This is a genomic window from Halorhabdus utahensis DSM 12940 (genome assembly GCF_000023945.1).
Lineage (GTDB): Archaea > Halobacteriota > Halobacteria > Halobacteriales > Haloarculaceae > Halorhabdus > Halorhabdus utahensis.
On the sequence record NC_013158.1, the window covers coordinates 2,369,766 to 2,387,723 of the forward strand.

Consider the following 17,958-nt stretch of genomic DNA (forward strand, 5'->3'; position numbering starts at 1 on the left):
CTCGGGGTAATAAAACACACAATTCACCCGAGACTGCCCGATTCGACGGTTAGGACTCCGCTCTCCCGGGATGACCGTCGCAGGCGCGATATCGGCGATTCCTGTGCGAGCGCACCCCAACGCCGAGAATTCGCCGGATATAGCGACATCTTGCCGGCAGTTCCTCGGGAGCCCAGACCGAGGCGGGTCACTCCCCGGCGGTGTCGACGACGGCCGCGTCTTCAGCCACCCGTTTGACACTCTCGATCCCGCGTTTAGCACCCTGTTTGGCGGCGTATCCTTCGGCACTGTCCGCGATGATTTCGCCGTTCGATGCGACGAGTCGCCACCGCCACTCGTCGGCGCGATCAAGGAACAACTCGAAGCGTGCGTTGGCTGGCATGGTCAGAGAAGCCTACACAGCCAACGGCCAAGAGAGTGGGGGCTCATCTCGGGTCCCGCGATCGATGTCGGGTGATCGGTGGCGCACGTTTTCAAAACCCCAATCGATGATCATCGCAGTTTTCAGCGGCCTACAACAGGGCGCACCCTCAAGTAGCCTGATACCTTGTCTTTTCGTATGGGATCCGGCTATACCGGCGCAGTCGCCCAACGAGCCAGTGAAGGGCGAACGCCGGGCGGCTGGATTGACCGGTTCCGACGGAACCATGCCGAAAGCGCGAACACAACGGAAACAGGTGATACCATATGTGTCTAGGAATCCCGGGAGAGATAATCGAAATAGATGGCAACGAAGCGCGCGCCGAGTTCTGGGACGTCGAGAAGACCGTCCGGATCGACGTCGTCGACGAGGCGGTCGAGGTGGGTGATCACATCCTCAATCATGCCGGCTTCGCTATCCGGAAGATCCCGGATGATGAAGTCGAAGAGACCATGGAGATCTACGAGTCGTTCCTCGAGGGCGACGAGGACGAGGCCTTAGAGGAGATCGGGGCCGGCGAGGGCGAACAACTTGGGATCGAGGGCCGATAGATGGCGACGAACGCCGAAAGCGGGGACGACGAACTCCAGTTTCGCGACCCCGAAAAGGCCGAACAGCTGACCGACGAACTCGAGGCGCTGATGGACGAGATCGGCGAGCCGGTCAACGTGATGCACGTCTGTGGCTCCCACGAGCAGGCCATCGCGAAGTTCGGCCTGCGCTCGATCCTGCCGGACGACCTCACGGTCCGGATGGGGCCGGGGTGTCCGGTCTGCGTGACCAACATGCCCGAGGTGGACGAGGCCGTCGCGCTGGCCGAGGAGGGGAAGATCGTTGCCACCTACGGTGACATGTTCCGCGTGCCCGGGACCGAGAAGAGCCTCGCCGACGCCAGAGACGAGGGCGCGGACGTTCGTGTGGTCTACAGCGCCAGCGAGGCCGCCGAGATCGCCGAGGAAGAACCCGATCGGGAGGTCATCTTCTTCGCGACGGGCTTCGAGACGACCGCCGCACCCACGGCGGCCGTGCTCACCTCGGACCCGCCAGAGAACTTCTCCGTCCTCTCGGCCCACAAGTACGTCCCGCCGGCGATGGAGGTCGTCGCGGAGATGCCGGACACCGACGTCGACGGCTTCCTCGCGGCGGGTCACGCCGCAACGATAACGGGCTACGGCCTGTTCGAGGACTTCGTCGAGGAGTACGACACCCCGGCCGTGGTCGGCGGCTTCGAGCCGATCGACGTGCTGTACGCCCTCGCGCGCCTGCTGGAGTTCATCCGCGACGACGAGGCCGGCCTGGAGAACGCCTATCCCCGGTGTGTCTCACGGGAGGGCAACGTTCCGGCCAAGGAACAGCTGTGGGAGGTCTTCGACACCACGAGCGGCGAGTGGCGCGGGATCGCCGAGATCCCCGACGCGAACCTGGTCCTCTCCGAGGACTACGCCCACTTCGACGCCCGGGAGCGCTTCGACATCGACGTGGATCCGGGCGCGGCCGACCCGCTCACCGAGGACTGCATCTGCGGTGACATCATGGCCGGCCAGGCCGACCCTGACGAGTGCGAGCTCTTTGGCGAGGAGTGTACGCCCCAGGACCCCGTGGGGGCCTGCATGGTCTCCAGTGAGGGGACCTGCAAGATCTGGCTCGAATACGGCGGCCAGCCGGATCTCTGAGGTGATCGAATGACGAATACAGAGAACGTCGGCGAGGACGACGCAGTCGAGACCGACGGCGACGCCAACAGTGATGGCTACACTGACGACGACGAGGTCATCACCCACGCCCACGGTGCGGGCGGCGGACAGATGACCGAGCTAGTCGATGCAGTGGCCGTGTCCCAGTTTGCCGATGCGGCGGCGGATGTCGGGCTTGCTGCCCTGGACGACGGCAGCGTCCAGCCGATCGACGACGACCACTCGGTGGTCGTCACGACGGACAGTCACGTCGTTACCCCCCTGTTCTTCCGCGGGGGCGACATCGGCCGGCTGGCGGTCTCGGGGACGGTCAACGACCTGGCGATGATGGGCGCGACCGAGCCCCTGGCGCTGACGAGTTCCCTCATCATCGAGGCCGGCACGCCACAGACGACCGTCGAGCGGGTCACCGAATCGATGCGCGAGGCCTGCGAGGAAGCCGGTGCGACGGTCACGACCGGCGATACGAAGGTCATGGGTAGCGGCGAGATGGACACGCTCGCGATCAACACAACTGGCGTCGCCGTCGTCCCGAAGGGCGGCCACGTCCCGGACGCCGGGCTCTCCGTCGGCGACAGGCTCATCGTCTCGGGCACGGTCGGCGATCACGGGATCTCGCTGCTTTCGGAACGCGAGGGCTTCGACTTCGGCGGCGACCTTGAGAGCGACGTCCAGCCGGTCAACGACCTCGTCCGCGCGGCGATGGATGCCGGCGAGGTGACGGCGATGAAAGATCCGACCCGCGGTGGGCTCGCGACGGTCCTCAACGAGATGGCGAGCAAGGCCGACGTGGGCATCGACGTCGAGGAGCGATCCGTCCCCGTCTCGGGGCCGGTTTCCTCGGCCGGCGAGGTACTCGGCATCGAACCGTTCGACGTGGCCTGTGAGGGCGTCGTCGTGATGGGCGTCGCGAGTGAGGACGCCGCGGACGTACTGGACGCGCTCAGAGACAACCCCAAAGGCGAGGACGCAGCCATCGTCGGCGAGGTGGTCGACGATCACACCGGCCAGGTCGTCCTCGATACCGGCTTTGGCCGCCGGTACCTCTCCCCGCCCGAAGGCGAACAGCTCCCCAGAATCTGTTGACATGCACGAGTTCTCCATCGCGACGCAGGTGCTCGACGCCGCCCGGGAAGCCGCGGCCGACCACGGAGCCGATACCTTCGAGGGTATCACTGTTTCGGTCGGCGAAGCGAGCCACGTCAATCCCGACCAGCTGGAGACCTGTCTCGAAGCGGCCGCGGACTCGACGATCACCGACGGCGACCTGACAATCGATATCGAGACCGAGCCCGCCTACGCCGAGTGTGCCTGTGGCTGGAGCGGCGAGCCGGGGGAGATCGATCGTGCGCTGGCGTACGCGCCGAACCTGACCTGTCCTGAATGTGACGCCCGCCTCGAACTCCAGGCCGGCAACGAGTGCCGGCTGATGAGCGTCACGCTGCCAGAGACGGACGACGGGAGCGACCCTGACGCCGCCGGCTCGCCTGACGCGAACACGACCGATTGACTGCGTATACAAGACAATACAATGTATCACACGTCACGACACCCACTCACGGATGCGACGCCGATCGACCGCCTGCTCGACCGTTTGCTGTCGGATTCCGGCGTGCTCGGGCCGCTGGGAGCCCATCGGATGGGGCATGGCGAGGACGATCACGAACACGCTGGCGACGCCGAGGCGGACATCCTCGCCCAGTTCGCCGAGCAGGCCGACGACCTCCACGAGCGGGTCGTCCACGACCACGGAATCTTCGTCGCGGAGTTCCTCGGGGCGACCGGCAGCGGCAAGACCCGTCTCATCGAGCGCCTCATCGAGCGAGCGCCCGACGACGAGGAGATCGGCGTGATCGTCGGCGACGTGGCCGGTGAGGACGACGCCACCCGATTCCGGGAACTGGGTGTCTCCGTCGCCAACGTCAACACGGGCAAGGAGTGTCACCTCGATCCGGGGCTGGTAGAGGGTGCGCTGGAGGACCTGGATCTCGATGCACTCGATACCCTGTACATCGAGAACGTCGGCAACATGGTCTGTCCGGCGGACTTCCCGCTCGGTGCGCAGGCTCGCGTGCTGGTCGTCTCCGCCACGGAGGGCGACGACGTGGTGCGCAAGCATCCCCTCCTCTTTCAGGCCTGCGACGGCGCGGTGATCAACAAGGTCGACATCGCCGAGGCGGTGAATGCTGATCTTGACCTGATGGAATCGGACGTGAGCGAGATCGCCCCCGAGATGCCGACGTTCCGGACCAGCGCCGAACACGGCGACGGCCTGGACGAACTCGCTGCGTTTCTCGATGAGCGGGGCCACGTCCACGCGAGCGATCACGAGGCCTACGTGGCCGGGACCGGGCACAGCCACACGCACGATCACGGCGAGCATGCACACGAGGACGATCACGGACACGCCCACTCACACGACTGATATCGGCTATTCCTCTCTCATTTCCGAGGCGTAGTTGGTTAGATTAGGAATTTGCTTATATATTATAACAACCTTAATTAGACTTATGTATCTACACAATAGGGGCAATAAACCGTACTCACTCGCTAGCGAGAAAACCCATCCAGCGTCGCCAGACGCGTTCACGAAAAACGGCAGCGAAACGCCAGATGACGTAAGCCGGCACAAGATAAAACGCACTCATTGTGACGGCCCAGACACTCCAAGCAAACAGACCTGGGTCTGGACCACCTACTTCCCCCATGGCGAGCACGGCGACGAGCCAGACCGTCGTTGCCTGAAACAGGAGTTCGACTTTTTCCATATGACAATTCAAAATAGACAAAGATAATAAAAATTGTTGCATCCGTTCTAGTTTAGTGGCGGTCAAAGGCGAACTCACCCGATTCAACGTCTCCGGGTAACCGTTGTCTGTGTGGATTTGGATTTCGAGACGTCCGTTCAATTCGGCTCGTCCGGTATCGAGATTCTCGATAGCGTCATCGAGAATCTCTCGAAGGAGTGCAACGAACCGCGGTTCGAACCAATCGTGGAAGGATGCGTAGGAGAGTTCGTCGCAGTTAGCCATCTCGACGTAGCGGTCGAGAAATGCTTGCAAAGACCGGTCTGAGCCAGTAGCGAAGCCAAACGAGAGTGTCTAAAACAGCGCAACGATGTCGAACTCCCGCTCTCGTTGGACGAGATTCGTTGCGCGAGCGTGCTCGCGCAAGTCATCGGAAACGCTCTTTGAATCCGGTCAACAACTACCGAGTCCGGTGGGGAGTAAGTCACACTTCCCACCGGTTTTCTCAACCGGGTAGTTACGACGATATCGAATTAACAGACTGCAACTGGATTCTTCGTAAAACTAGAACGGATGAACCACAACTGTGGTGGAGAGCGTCACAGAATGGTTAATATGATTCTGGCGGCGGTATAGATATTCTCACCAAAAAGTGATATCGACTTTTGCGAGCACTGATACCAGTAGATTCCAGGTGACAGACAAGGGGTTTCGTTGCCGTTCAGTCTACCACTCCAGTGACCCACCGCTCTGGTACTCGGTGACCTGTGTTTCGAAGAAGTTCTTCTCCTTGTTGAGGTCGACCTGCTCGGACATCCACGGGAAGGGGTTCTCAGTGCCGTACTGCTCGGGCAGGTCGAGTTGATCGAGTCGGCGGTCGGCGATGTACTCGACGTAGTCGGCGAACTGCGAGCCACTCATCCCCAGGATCTCCTCGGGGCAGGCCTCGCGGGCGTAGATCTGTTCCAACTCGACGGCCTCCTTGATCAGGTCGATGACCTCGCTATCGAACTCGTCGGTCCAGACGCCCGGGTTCTCGGTTCGGATCTGGTCGATCAGGTCGACGCCGAAACCCACGTGCAGGGACTCGTCGCGCATGATGTACTCGAACTGCTGGCCGATGCCCACCATCTTGTTCTGCCGCTTGAGCCCGAGCATCATGGCGAAGCCCGCATAGAAGAAGATCCCTTCCATGATGACGTAGAAGCCGACGAGATCACGCAGGAGGTCCCGCACGTCCGAATCGCCGTCGATCGTGAACTCGGGGTCGTCGATCGAGCGCGTCAGGTCGACGACGAACTGGTCCTTCTCCTCGATGGATGGGACGCGGTCGTACATCCCGTAGAGGTACTCCGGCTCGAAGCCAAGCGAGTCACAGCAGTAGATGAACGTGTCCGTGTGGATGGCCTCCTCATAGGCCTGCCGGAGGAGGTACTGGCGACACTCCGGGGCGGTGACGTACTCATAGAGGGCCAGCACGAGGTTGTTCGCGGTGAGGGATTCGGCCGTCGAGAAGAAGCCCAGATTCCACTCGACGAGCTGGCGTTCGGCGTCGGTCAGTTCGTCGCCGTTCCACTGGGCGACGTCGTCCTGCATGGGGATCTCTTCGGGAACCCAGTTGTTGTTGACGCCCGCCTCGTAGTACTCGCGGGCCCAGTCGTAGTCGATCGGCAGGATCTTGTTCGGGTCGTGCTCGGCGGCAGTGTCAATTATTGGCATGGGTGGATGGCGCTGTGGGGATTGCAGTCCGCGCGCAGTTCACTGACAGGCGTCACAGGTGGGGTCCTCGACGCTGGCGAGGTCGCTGTGCCCGCCCTGGTCGCGGTCTGTCTCGTTCGATCGGGTCGTCCCGTCCTCGGGATCGCCGCTCGCGTCACGATGCTGGGTCTTGCCGTACTCCGAGAGATCGAGCGTGGACTTCTCGACCTGGGAGGCCCCCAGCGTCCGGAGGTAGTAGGTCGTCTTCAGCCCGAGTTCCCAGGCGGTCGTGTAGATGTCGTCCAGCAGGGTGCCGTCCGTCGAGGGGAAAAAGACGTTGTGGGAAACCGACTGGTCGATCCACGTCTGGCGGTGGGCCGTCAGCCGCAACTGGTGACGGGGGTCGATCTCGAAGGCCCCGCGATACAACTCCCGGAGGTCCTCGGGGATCGCCTCGATCTCCTGGATCGAGCCGTCGTGGTACTTGATCCGGTCGCGCATCTCGTCGTCCCAGAGATCCCGTTCCCGGAGGTCGGCGACGAGGTGGTCGTTGACGATCGTGAAGTCCCCGGACATGTTCGATTTGACGTAGAGGTTCGAGTACTGGGGCTCGATCGAGGCCGTGGTGCCGTTGATCGTCGAGACGGTCGCCGTCGGCGCGATGGCCATCGTGTTGGAGTTTCGCATGCCGTGCTCGGCGATCGACTTCCGGACGGCGTCCCACTCGAGGGTCTCGGTCCGCTCGGTCGGGATCTCGCGGCCGCGCTCCTCTTCGAGCAGGTCGACGGTGTCCTGCGGGAGGATGTCACGGTCCCACTTCGAGCCCTCGAAGGAGGGGTAGGCACCGCGCTCGCCGGCCAGCTCAGAGGAGGTGCGGATCGCGTGGTAGGCGACGAACTCCTGCCACCGGTTGGCTTTCTCGACGGCCTCGTTACTATTCATCGGCACACCGATCTCCATCAGCGCCTCGTGAAAGCCCATCGTGCCGAGGCCGACGGGCCGGTGACGCATGTTGGAGTCTTCGGCCTCCTCGGTCGGGTAGAAACACAGGTCGACGACGTTGTCGAGCATCCGCATCGCGGTCTCGACGGTGTCTTCGAGGTAGTCGCGATCGAGTTCACCGTCTCGCATGTGCGTCGCGAAGTTGACACTCCCGAGGTTGCAGACCGCATGCTCGTCGGTGCTCGTGTTGAGCGTGATCTCCGTACAGAGATTCGACGAGCGGATGGTCCCCTCGTGGTCCTGCGGCGAGCCGATGTTGCAGGGGTCCTTGAACGTCACCCACGGGTGGCCGGTCTCGAACAGCCGCGTCAGAAGGGTGCGCCACAATTCGGCGGCCTCGACAGTCTCGAAGTTCTCGATGTCGCCATTCTCGGCCGCCTGCTCGTACTCCCGATATTTCTCGGCAAACGCCTCACCAGTGGCCTCGTGGAGGTCTCCCACCTCGTCGGGGCTGAACAGCGTCCAGGACTCGCCGGCCTGGACGCGCTCCATGAAGAGGTCCGGAATCCACGCGGCGGTGTTCATGTCCGGCGTCCGGCGGCGTTCGTCGCCGGTCGCCCGCTTCAGATCCACAAACGCCGGGAAATCCAGGTGCCAGATGGCCAGATACGCACAGGCCGCCCCGCGACGCTTCCCCGAGCGGTTGATCGCCGCCGTCACGTCATTGGAGATCCGGAGGAACGGGACGACGCCGGTCGATTCGACGCCCGTAGACTCGATCAGCGCGCCCTCGGCTCGCAGCGGCGTCCAGTCGTTGCCGAGGCCGCCGGACCACTTCGAGAGTTGCGCGTGGTGCTTGTAGGCGTCGAAGATCCCCTCCAGGTCGTCCGGAACGGTCGTGAGATAACAGGAGGACAGCTGTGGATGGGTTGTTCCGCTGTGGAACAGGGTGGGCGTCGAAGGGGTGAATTCGAGCTTCGAGAGGACGTCGTAGAACTCCTTGGCGCGGGCATTCGGGTCGTCCTCCTCGACGGCCAGCCCCATCGCGACGCGCATCCAGAACGCCTGGGGGAGTTCCAGATGCTCGCCGTCGTTCGTTCGAAGGAAATACCGTTGATACAGTGTCTCCATCGCCAGGTACTCGAAGTGTTCGTCCCGTTCGGGCGCGAGATACTCGGCGAGCGCGTCGAGGTCGAAACGGTCGACCAGTCGGGTGTCGAGAAGATCGGTCGCGACCCCGCGCTCGATGTTCTCCCGGAAGATAGTCCGATAGGCGCGATCCAGCTCGGTGCCGGTCAGGTCCTCGCCGATCACCTCGTGGTAATAGCGCTGTCGGAAGACGCGCGCAGCGACGCGCTTGTAGGCCGGTTTCGCTTCGATGCGGGCCGAGAGCGTCCCGAGGATGGCTTCGTACACCTCGGCGCGGTCGGCACCGGCATAGCAGTTCTCGTCGATCGCTCGCCGGAGGGCGGTCCGATCCGACTCGGTGACAGTCGGCTCGCCGTCGGTGGCGCGATCGAGTATCGATGCGATTCGGTCCGTTTGAGTTGGTGTCTGGTGGCTCATGTGTCTGAATCGTCGGGCGGGTCAGTTTCCGCGTCGAGGACGGCGTCGAGTTCCCGTCGGAACTCTTCCGGGTCGGCGAACGCCTCGTACACCGAGACAAAGCGGAGGTACGCGACCTGGTCGCGCTCGCGCAGATGCTCGGAGACCAGGTCGCCGATCTGGGTCGTGGTGACGATCCGTCCCTCGCGTTCGGTGAGTGCGTCGTGGATGGCATCCACGATCGCTGTCACGGCCTGCTCGTCGACCGGTCGCTTTTCGACGGCCCGTTCGATGCCCGCCCTGAGTTTCTCGCGGTCGAACGGTTCGATGGCTCCGTCGCGTTTTTTCACCTGCAGGGACTCCCACTCGAGTCGTTCGTAGGTGGTAAACCGGAAGCCACAGTCCTGGCACTCCCGCCGTCGCCGAATCGAGGTTCCGTCGGCACTCGGTTCCGTGTCGAGGACGTGCGTGCGATCGTTCCCGCAGTCGGGGCAGTCCATGGTTGTCACTATTGAACCCCCGTTGAGGCCCTATATCTTGGAGTCAACGCGAAGCAGCCGCAATATGTGGTGTGTGGGTCACCCCGATAAATCTTTGCCAACCGGCTTGTTCTAGTCCAAGTTCAGTTGTACTATCCGGAGACGCTCGACAGTATCGGGGGGATTGTGTCGGTTAGCGATCGTCGGAGGTGTTTCCGCCGACGATAGATCGATCTCAGCCCCGATCAGGTACTGATTGGCCGGCGAGTGGGCCGAGTTTGAGACCGATGACGATCACGACCAGGGCGATCGCCAGCCCGATCTGGAGCAACATTGCGGTCCCGATCGTCGTCGCCTCGGCGATCACCCCGACGGTGGCCGGGGCGATAAAGAAGCCGGTCTGGGCCGAGACGTTGGCGACGACGTTCACCGGGCCGGTAAAGGAGGGTTTGGACTCGATGCCCATCGAGATGAGTGTCGGGAACAACCCAGAGATGAAAAAGCCGATCACGAAGATGAGCGCAAGCAGTCCGGGCCCGGAGGCGAGGACAAGTGCCGCGTACATCGTGACGACGAGGACCACCCCGACACCGACGAGTACGTCGGTGAACCGATAGCGCTCGGCCAGGTAGCTGAAGGTGAGTCGGCCGGGGACGTACGCCGCCAGATAGATCGACAGCGTGAGATTGGCGACGTTTTCGCTGAACAGTCCCTCCGCGTAATAGGGCAGCCAGTTGAAGAAGACGCTCTCCATGCTGCCGACGAAGACCAGCGCGATCGCCATCCCGTAGATCGGTGGCTCTCGGAGGAGGACTTTCACGTCGTCGAGTTCGAGCGATCGTTCCTCCTCGAGTGATTCGGGGCGGTCGAGTCGCCAGAGGGCCACCAGGATCGGAACCAAGGCGATCGCAAGCACGAGGTACGTCACTCGCCAGGAGAATTCCCACATCACGACCGTCACTACCAGCGGCCCGATCGTCGCGCCGATAGCCCAGACCATCGTATGGAGACTCATGACCCGTGCCCGTGAGTTCGGATAGAGGTGGCTCAGCACAGACCGATCGAGCGACCGGAAGATGCCCGTCGAGAAACTTCGGATCCCGAAGAACACGAGCAAGAGGAGATAGGTCGGCGAGAGCCCCAAAAGGAGGACACTGCCGATCGTCGCGGCCACGCTGATAACGAGAAAGCGCTTGATGTCGATCCGGCCGCTCGCCGTCCCGAAGATGAGCATCGCGAGCACGAACCCGACAGTGCCGACCGGCGTGACCAGCCCCAATTGGCTCTCGGTGACCGGGAAGACGTCCTTGAAAACCGGGACCAGCGCACCCCGGGCCTGGATGATCGCCCCGTCGATCGCGACGAAGGCGAACAGCACCACGGTCCAGGCCCGCCGAGACGCTTGCTGGCTCACTGTCGAATCCTCCCGAGTGCGCACGGGTAAGCCCATTGAAATCCGCTGCTTTCCTGTGGTCTCAGAATTCTGCATCCGGCAGCACTCTCCGTTTGCATCGTGTGCATGTCGATCACGTCGTGGCCGAGGCTTTCCCGGTGGCCCCGAGTTCCAGCACGATCATGACGAGCGCGAGCAGACCAGCCAGGCCGATCTGGACCAGGATCGCGGTCTCGATGTCCGTCGCGTCGGCAAGGACGCCCACGATCACCGGTGCGGTGGAGAACCCGACCTGGGCAGCGACGTTGGCGATGACGTTGACCGGGCCCGAGAACGACGGCATTGATTCGATCCCCATCGAAATCAACGTCGGGAACAGCCCCGAAATCAGGAGGCCGATGCCGAAGATCGAGCCCAGCAGCATGTACCCTTCGGCGACGGTGAAGGCAATATAGGTCAGCATGGTCAGGAGGATACTCGTCACGACGAGCACTCGCGTGAAGCTGTATTGGTCGCTGAGCTCACTGAACACGAACCGTCCGGGGACGTACGCCGCCAGGTAAATCGACAGGACGACCCCGGTGATCCACCCGGAAAAGGTCGCGTCGGCGAAGCTCGGCAGCCAGGTGAAGTAGATACTCTCGATGCCGCCGACGACGATCAGCGCCGCGATCATTCCGTAGACGCCCGGCTGGGACAACAGCGGCCGGAGGTCGCTCAGTTCGAACGTCCGCTCGTTCGTGGTCCCGGTCGGCGCGTCCAGCCGCCACACCAGGACGAACACGGGCACCGTGAGCGCCGCGAGTACCAGATACGTCGCCCGCCAGGAATACTGGCTCAGGATCGCCGTTACCAGGATCGGCCCCGACGTCGCGCCGACTGCCCAGATCATCTCCTGGAGAGTGAAGACCCGAGCCCGCGACTCCGGATACAGGTGACTCAACGTGGGTCGATCCAGCGCCCGGAAGATCCCCGTCGACAGACTCCGCATCCCGACCAGCCCCAGCAACAGCAGAAAGCTCGGCGCGGCACCGATCAACACCAGCGACAGTCCGGTCAGCGCCACGCCGGCGAGGAGAAACTTCCGGATGTCTACCCGGCCACTCGCCGAGCCGAGCGCGAGCATCGCCACCAGATAGCCGACGGTCCCGACCGGCGTGATCAGTCCCAGTTGCCCCTTGCTCACCCCGAAGTACGTTTCGAAGGTCGGGACGAGCGCCCCCCGGGCCTGAATCGTCGCACCACTGACCCCCACGAACAGGAAGACTGCGATCAGCCAGTACGTACGATTATCTATCTCTTCCACATTTCATATTCTGTCCTCGCCGAGTTAAGCGCGTTGAACTTCGGTCGGCAGATTCAACACTGCGGACTGCCGCCTACGACGTAATGAGCGACCGGACGCGTGTGACGGTCTCGGTGACGGGCGTCGTCCAGGGTGTGGGATTTCGCCCGTTCGTTTACCGGACGGCGACCGGAAATGACCTCGCCGGTCGGGTGAAAAACACCGGCGACGGTCGGGTCGAGATCGTTCTGGAGGGCGAGGCCAGGGGCATCGAGTCATTTCTCTCGACCCTCCGGACGGATCCACCACCGCTCGCCCGAATCGAGAACGTGACTGTCGAAGACGGCGAACCCACGGCTCTCGATACCTTCGAGATCGTCGCCTCGACCGACTCCAGCGGTGGCTCGGGCACGATCCCGCCCGACACCGCGATGTGCGACGCCTGTCTCGCGGACCTCCGTGACTCGAGCTCGCGGTTTCACGGCTACTGGGCGACCGCCTGCGTGGACTGTGGCCCGCGATACACCGTCATTCGGGAGTTGCCCTACGACCGCCCCACCACGTCGATGGCTGCATTTCCGATGTGCGACGATTGCCGGGCCGACTACGGGGAGCCGAGCGACCGCCGATACCATGCACAGACGATCGCCTGCCCGGAGTGTGGCCCGACGCTCTCGCTGCTCGACGGCGACGGGAACGCCCGCGCCGGCGGTGACGATGCCATCGCGAAAGCCGGCGATCGACTCGCCGACGGCGAGCTGGTCGCGATCAAGGGCATCGGCGGGACCCACCTCGCCTGTGACGCGACCGATCCGGCCGTCGTCGAGACGCTCCGCGAACGAACGGGCCGCCCCGAGAAGCCCTTCGCGCTGATGGCCCCCGATCTGGAGGCGGTGGAGTCCGTCGCCCAAATCTCGGATACCGAACGCGACGCGCTCGAAGACACCCGTCGACCGATCCTGTTACTCGACGGACGGCGAGAAAATCGACCGGACTGGTTCGACACCGTCTCGCCCGGACTGAAAACCGTCGGCGTCATGCTGCCGTACTCCGGGCTCCATCACCGCCTCTTCGAGCACATCGAGGGACCACTGGTGATGACCAGCGCCAACATGCCCGGCGTGCCGATGGCGACCGACCGCGCGTCGATCCTCGCGGACCTCGATGGGGTGATCGACGCGGCCCTCGTCCACGACCGGGAGATCGTGATGCGGTGTGACGACAGCGTCGCCCGATTCTCGGGTGGGCAGCGCCGCTTTGTCCGTCGGTCGCGCGGATGGGTGCCCGAGTCGTTGCCGCTGCCGTCGCCCGCTGAGACGGCTGAGGACGTACTTGCTCTCGGTGCGGAGTTCGATGCGACCGTGGCGCTCACCCAGGACGGTGCGGTCGTCCCTTCCCAGTACGTCGGCGACGTGGACAACCCCGAGACGGTCGAATACCTCCGGGAGACCGTCGAGCACCTCCGTGACCTGCTCGGAACCGATCCGGACGTGGTGGCCTGTGACGCCCATCCCGATTTCCTGACAACCCGGGAGGCCCGGGAGTACGCCGAGAGGGAGGGCATGGCGGGGCCGGTCCAGGTCCAGCACCACCACGCCCACGCCGCCAGCCTGTTGGCCGAACGTGAGCGCGAGCGGGCGGTCGTCATCGCCGCCGACGGGACGGGCTATGGACCCGATGGGTCGATCTGGGGCGGGGAAGTACTCGACGCGACACTTGCCGACTTCGAGCGCGTCGGCGGGCTTTCGACGTTTTCCCTCCCCGGCGGGACGGCCGCGATCGAACAGCCGGCTCGTCTCCTGGCGAGCCTCCTCGATGGCGGCGACCGGATCGACGAGTTGCTCCTCGCGCGCGGTGCGGTCGACAGTCAGCGTGCAGCGGCGACGGTCCGGCAACAGGTTTCCCAGGGCATCAACACGCCCGAGACGACCAGCGCCGGGCGGTTGCTCGACGCGGTGAGTGCGCTGCTCGGCGTCTGCCCCGAACGCTCCTACGAGGGCGAACCGGCGATGAAACTCGAAGCGGCGGCGGTCGACGGTGCCGTTCTTGACTACGACATCCCGTTCGGGACGCGGGACGGCGCTCGGGTAGTGGACGCTCGTCAACTTGTCCGTGATCTCGACGCGCTCGCCGACGACCACGCGATCAGCGACGTGGCCGCCACGGCACAGTGGGCGCTGGCGGGCGGACTGGCCGACGTGGCCGTCGCGGTCGCCGAGGATCGTGGGGTCGACGCCGTGGGCTTCACCGGCGGCGTCGCGTACAACGACGCGATCACCCGGACGATCCGTGACCGCGTTGTGGCCGCTGGGCTTGATTTCCTCGGCCACGACAGGGTTCCGCCCGGTGACGGCGGGATCGCTTACGGGCAGGTCGCTGTCGCCGCGACCCGGGTTGGTGAGTGAAGCCACGACTCACCGATCGAGGTTCTCACCCCGAACTATCGGCTGCGCGCGATCGAATCGTGTCAGCGAGGAATAACCCAAGAGTATTTAATATATGCGGGCGGAGAATCACTATCCCATGCTTGATGCCTCCCGGGAGGACATCGTCAGCGGATCACTCACGCGCGTTCTGGTCGTGCTCGCTGCTCCGCTGGTCGTCCAGAACTTCGCCTTAGTCGCCCAGGAGGTCGTCGACCTGTTCTGGGTGGGGCGACTGGGTGGGACGGCCGTCGCCGGGGTCGGCCTCGCCGCCGTCCTCGTCGGTCTCCTGTTGGTCCCGTTCATGATGCTCTTTACCGGCACACAGGTCGTCACCTCCCAGCGGGTCGGTGCCGGCGACGAGGCCGCGGCCCGGCGGGTCCCCTTTACCAGTGCCACTCTCGCCATCCCGCTCGCCGCCGTCGTCGGTGTCGCCGTTCTGCTCGGGGCTGAGCCGGTCGTCGATCGCTTCACCGACGAGGCCCAGGTCGCGACGTACGCGGTCGCGTACCTGACAGCCTACATCCCCGCCCTCTTCACCACGTCGCTGTCGGACACCCTCGAGGCCGGCTTCACCGGCTGGGGCCAGACGCGGATCGCGCTGTACGTCAACGCCGTCGCGATCCTCGTCAACGTCGTGGTGGATCCGCTGCTCATCCTCGGCTACGGGCCGTTCCCGCGGCTGGAGGTCTTCGGTGCCGCGCTCGCGACGGGCATCGGCTACGGCGTCGGCGCGCTGGTCGCCCTCGCGGTCGTCCTCCGTGGCCGGGAAGGGTTCAGGCTCACTGCCGACGCCGTCAGGCCACATCTCGCAACCGCCCGCGAGGTCGTCACTGTCGGTGCGCCGATCGCCGGCCAGAACCTCGGCCGGCAACTCGCCCGCCTCGTCGTGATCGCGGTGGTCTCCGTCGCCGGCGGCGCTGCGGGGTTGGCGGCCTACCACGTCGGCTCCCGCGTCGCGACTGTCGCCTTCGTCCCGGCACAGGGTCTCGCTCAGGCGGCGACCAGCGTTGTCGGCCAGAACCTCGGCGCGGAACACATCGATCGCGCCCGGCGAGCGACCTGGATCGGCGTCGTCATGGCCGCGGTCGGCCTGGGCGTTCTCGGCGTCGTCCAGTGGCTCTTCCCCGCGTTCATCGCCCACGTCTTCGTGCCGGGGATGGCGGGGACGGACCTCACCTACACCGTCGCGTACCTCCAGATCCTCGCCTACGGCTACTGGGCGCTGGGGGCGATATACACCGTCGAGGCCGGCTTCAACGGTGCCGGCGAGACGCGGGTGAGCATGGTCTCGACGCTGGCCCAGTACTGGGCCGTCCGCGTTCCGATCGCTGTCGTCGTCTACGTCCTTACCTACGACGTGACCGCCGTCTTCTGGGCGGTCACGCTCTCGAACGTCGCGGCCGCGGGCTGGCTGCTTGCCTATTTCGCCTACACCAGCCGGCGGGGTCTGTTCGAACGTGCCGCCGACCTCCCGGAGTCCGAGCCGGAGAGCGACGGGGCAACAGAAGGCGCTGCGACCGGATGAGCGGCCCCACTCACGCCCGATCTTTCCCTCCGAGAATACTCACGGAACGTGGCGACGGTCGGCGGAGAATCGCCCCGAGCGCCCGGCGAGGCGACCGCGTTGAGTGTGCCCCCGTCTCACCGATCGACTTCGCCCATGATCGTGTCCAGACTGCCGAGCGTCGCTATGAAGTCCGCGATGTACTCGCCGGTGGCCATCTCGGGGAGGGCCTGGAGGTTCGAGAACGAGGGGCCACGGATCTTGAACCGTGCCGGGCTGTCCGTCCCGTCGCTACGGATGTAGATCCCAAGCTCGCCTTTTGCGGCCTCGACAGCCTGGTAGGTTTCGGCGTCGCGTTCGGGCCGCAGCGTCCGGGGGACGTTCGACTGGATGGCGCGATCATCGTCCGGCCAGTCTGCCAGCAGGTCGAGACATTGCTCGACGATCCGCGCCGACTCCTCGAGTTCGCGCATCCGAACCAGCAGGCGGGCGTAGTTGTCACAGCCGTCCTCGGTGACGACCGACCAATCGAGTTCGTCGTAGTAGCCGTAGGGATCGTCCCGCCGGAGGTCGTAGTCGATCCCCGACCCGCGGGCGACTGGCCCCGTGACGCCGTAGGACTTCGCGACGTTGGGGTCGAGATGTCCCGTGTCGAGCGTCCGCAGCTGGAGGATCTCGTTGGCACTGAGGAGGTCGTGGTATTCGGCCAGGCGGTCCGGTAGGTAGGCGAGGAACTCCCGGACACTCTCCAGAAATGCATCGCGGGGCTGGGGTAGATCCCAGGCGACACCGCCGAGCCGGAAGTAGTTGAACATGAGCCGCTGGCCGGTCAGATCCTCCAGCAGGCTCTGGATCCGTTCGCGGTCCTCGATCGCGTACATGAACGTCGCCGTGAAGTCCCCGATCACGTCCAGCGCGTAGGCACCCACTGCGAGGAAGTGACTGAGCATCCGTGAGAGTTCAGCGCTCATCGTCCGCAGGATCTGGGCGTACTCTGGGACATCGATGTCCGCCAAATCCTCGGCTGAACGGGCGTACGCCCATTCGTTGAGCAGCCCCCCACCGCCCCAGTCCCACCGGTCGGGGTAGGGCATGATCTGATGGCGATAGGTGCCTTGCTCGCACATCTGTTCCTCACAGCGGTGGATGTAACCGATGTCGGGTTCGGCGTCGACGACTGTCTCGCCGTCGAGGGTCAACTGGACGTGGAGCACACCGTGGGTCGCGGGGTGGTGGGGGCCGATGTTGAGCAACATCGTGTCCGGACCTTGCTGGTGGTCATCGGCGATCGGGTTGACGTTCTCCCGATGGGTTACGACCTGTGACTGGGTCTGGTCGTATTCCTCCCGGAGCGGGTGGCCCTGCCAGGTCTCGGGGAGCAAAATTCGGCGGAGGTCCGGGTGCCCCTCGTACTCGATACCCAGCAGATCATAGATCTCCCGCTCGTGCCAGTCGGCCGTCTCGTACACTGATGCGCCCGACTGACTCACTGGATTCTCGGCACTCGTCGGAACGACGACGCTGAGTTCGCGAGTCGGCTCGTCGTACCGCCGGAGGTGATAGATCGTCTCGAAGCGGTCGTCGTACTCCTGGCCGGTGACGCAGGCACAGTGGTCGAACCCGGCGCGGTCTCGGAGCGCTTCGAGGACGGCAGCCACGGCGTCGGCTCGGACGACGATTCCGGGGGCGTTTTCGTGGGTCTCGCGGTCGATCACGCCATCGAGATCCCCGACGACCGTCTCCCAGTCCGCCCGTCGCTCGCGACCAGTCCGCTGCACGGCGCACATATGCCGGCGAAGGGGCATTCAGGCAAAGCCGGTTTTG

14 protein-coding genes and 1 pseudogene are annotated in these 17,958 nt (G+C 64.3%); 7 read left to right on the forward strand and 8 right to left on the reverse strand.

The window, feature by feature from the left end:
• Positions 1-187 precede the first annotated feature (187 nt).
• Positions 188-382 (reverse strand): HVO_2922 family protein, encoded by a 195-nt coding sequence (locus HUTA_RS11405; RefSeq protein WP_015790064.1) that lies wholly within the window; start codon positions 380-382, stop codon positions 188-190.
• A 305-nt stretch (positions 383-687) separates the two neighbouring features.
• On the opposite strand from HUTA_RS11405, the gene HUTA_RS11410 reads away from it, so the two are divergent.
• Genes HUTA_RS11410 through hypB form a run of 5 tightly spaced genes read left to right on the forward strand, consistent with a single transcriptional unit; the run spans position 688 to position 4,540 of the window.
• Positions 688-972, forward strand: coding sequence for a HypC/HybG/HupF family hydrogenase formation chaperone (locus HUTA_RS11410; RefSeq protein ID WP_015790065.1), 285 nt, complete (start codon positions 688-690; stop codon positions 970-972).
• Entirely contained in the window at positions 973-2,094 is a 1,122-nt protein-coding gene (gene hypD / locus HUTA_RS11415) for a hydrogenase formation protein HypD (RefSeq protein WP_015790066.1), read from the forward strand.
• A gap of 9 nt (positions 2,095-2,103) precedes the next feature.
• Positions 2,104-3,201, forward strand: coding sequence for a hydrogenase expression/formation protein HypE (hypE, locus tag HUTA_RS11420; protein ID WP_015790067.1), 1,098 nt, complete (start codon positions 2,104-2,106; stop codon positions 3,199-3,201).
• A 1-nt stretch (position 3,202) separates the two neighbouring features.
• Positions 3,203-3,625 carry a hydrogenase maturation nickel metallochaperone HypA/HybF gene (locus HUTA_RS11425; protein WP_015790068.1) on the forward strand — a complete coding sequence of 141 codons (423 nt, stop codon included), beginning with the start codon at positions 3,203-3,205 and terminating at the stop codon, positions 3,623-3,625.
• A gap of 21 nt (positions 3,626-3,646) precedes the next feature.
• Positions 3,647-4,540 carry a hydrogenase nickel incorporation protein HypB gene (gene hypB, locus HUTA_RS11430; RefSeq protein WP_015790069.1) on the forward strand — a complete coding sequence of 298 codons (894 nt, stop codon included), beginning with the start codon at positions 3,647-3,649 and terminating at the stop codon, positions 4,538-4,540.
• Positions 4,541-5,006: 466 nt separating this feature from the next.
• Here the strand turns inward: hypB and HUTA_RS15165 are convergent.
• The 6 genes and pseudogenes from HUTA_RS15165 to HUTA_RS11460 all read right to left on the reverse strand — a co-directional run.
• A pseudogene (locus tag HUTA_RS15165) lies at positions 5,007-5,359 on the reverse strand (IS4 family transposase); the annotation flags it as partial.
• Between the two features lie 229 nt (positions 5,360-5,588).
• The gene (locus HUTA_RS11440) at positions 5,589-6,581 is read right to left on the reverse strand and encodes a ribonucleotide-diphosphate reductase subunit beta (protein WP_015790070.1); all 993 of its coding nucleotides are present in this window, start codon (positions 6,579-6,581) and stop codon (positions 5,589-5,591) included.
• Positions 6,582-6,620: 39 nt separating this feature from the next.
• On the reverse strand, positions 6,621-9,068 hold the full coding sequence (locus HUTA_RS11445; protein WP_015790071.1) for a ribonucleoside-diphosphate reductase subunit alpha: 2,448 nt from the start codon (positions 9,066-9,068) through the stop codon (positions 6,621-6,623).
• Positions 9,065-9,547 carry a transcriptional regulator NrdR gene (gene nrdR, locus HUTA_RS11450; protein WP_015790072.1) on the reverse strand — a complete coding sequence of 161 codons (483 nt, stop codon included), beginning with the start codon at positions 9,545-9,547 and terminating at the stop codon, positions 9,065-9,067. Before nrdR ends, HUTA_RS11445 begins: the two co-directional genes overlap by 4 nt.
• Positions 9,548-9,761: 214 nt before the next feature.
• A complete protein-coding gene (locus HUTA_RS11455) occupies positions 9,762-10,940 on the reverse strand; it encodes an MFS transporter (RefSeq protein WP_049941454.1) in 1,179 nt (392 codons plus the stop codon).
• A gap of 112 nt (positions 10,941-11,052) precedes the next feature.
• Entirely contained in the window at positions 11,053-12,225 is a 1,173-nt protein-coding gene (locus tag HUTA_RS11460; RefSeq protein WP_015790074.1) for an MFS transporter, read from the reverse strand.
• A gap of 83 nt (positions 12,226-12,308) precedes the next feature.
• Here HUTA_RS11460 and hypF point away from each other — a divergent pair, with 83 nt between their 5' ends.
• Together hypF and HUTA_RS11470 are read left to right on the forward strand one after the other, a co-directional pair.
• Positions 12,309-14,609 carry a carbamoyltransferase HypF gene (gene hypF, locus HUTA_RS11465; RefSeq protein ID WP_015790075.1) on the forward strand — a complete coding sequence of 767 codons (2,301 nt, stop codon included), beginning with the start codon at positions 12,309-12,311 and terminating at the stop codon, positions 14,607-14,609.
• 118 nt (positions 14,610-14,727) lie between these two features.
• A complete protein-coding gene (locus HUTA_RS11470) occupies positions 14,728-16,155 on the forward strand; it encodes an MATE family efflux transporter (RefSeq protein WP_049941330.1) in 1,428 nt (475 codons plus the stop codon).
• A 116-nt stretch (positions 16,156-16,271) separates the two neighbouring features.
• On the opposite strand, the gene HUTA_RS11475 is transcribed toward HUTA_RS11470, so the two are convergent.
• The gene (locus HUTA_RS11475; RefSeq protein ID WP_015790077.1) at positions 16,272-17,921 is read right to left on the reverse strand and encodes an NADH-quinone oxidoreductase subunit D; all 1,650 of its coding nucleotides are present in this window, start codon (positions 17,919-17,921) and stop codon (positions 16,272-16,274) included.
• Positions 17,922-17,958 lie beyond the last annotated feature (37 nt).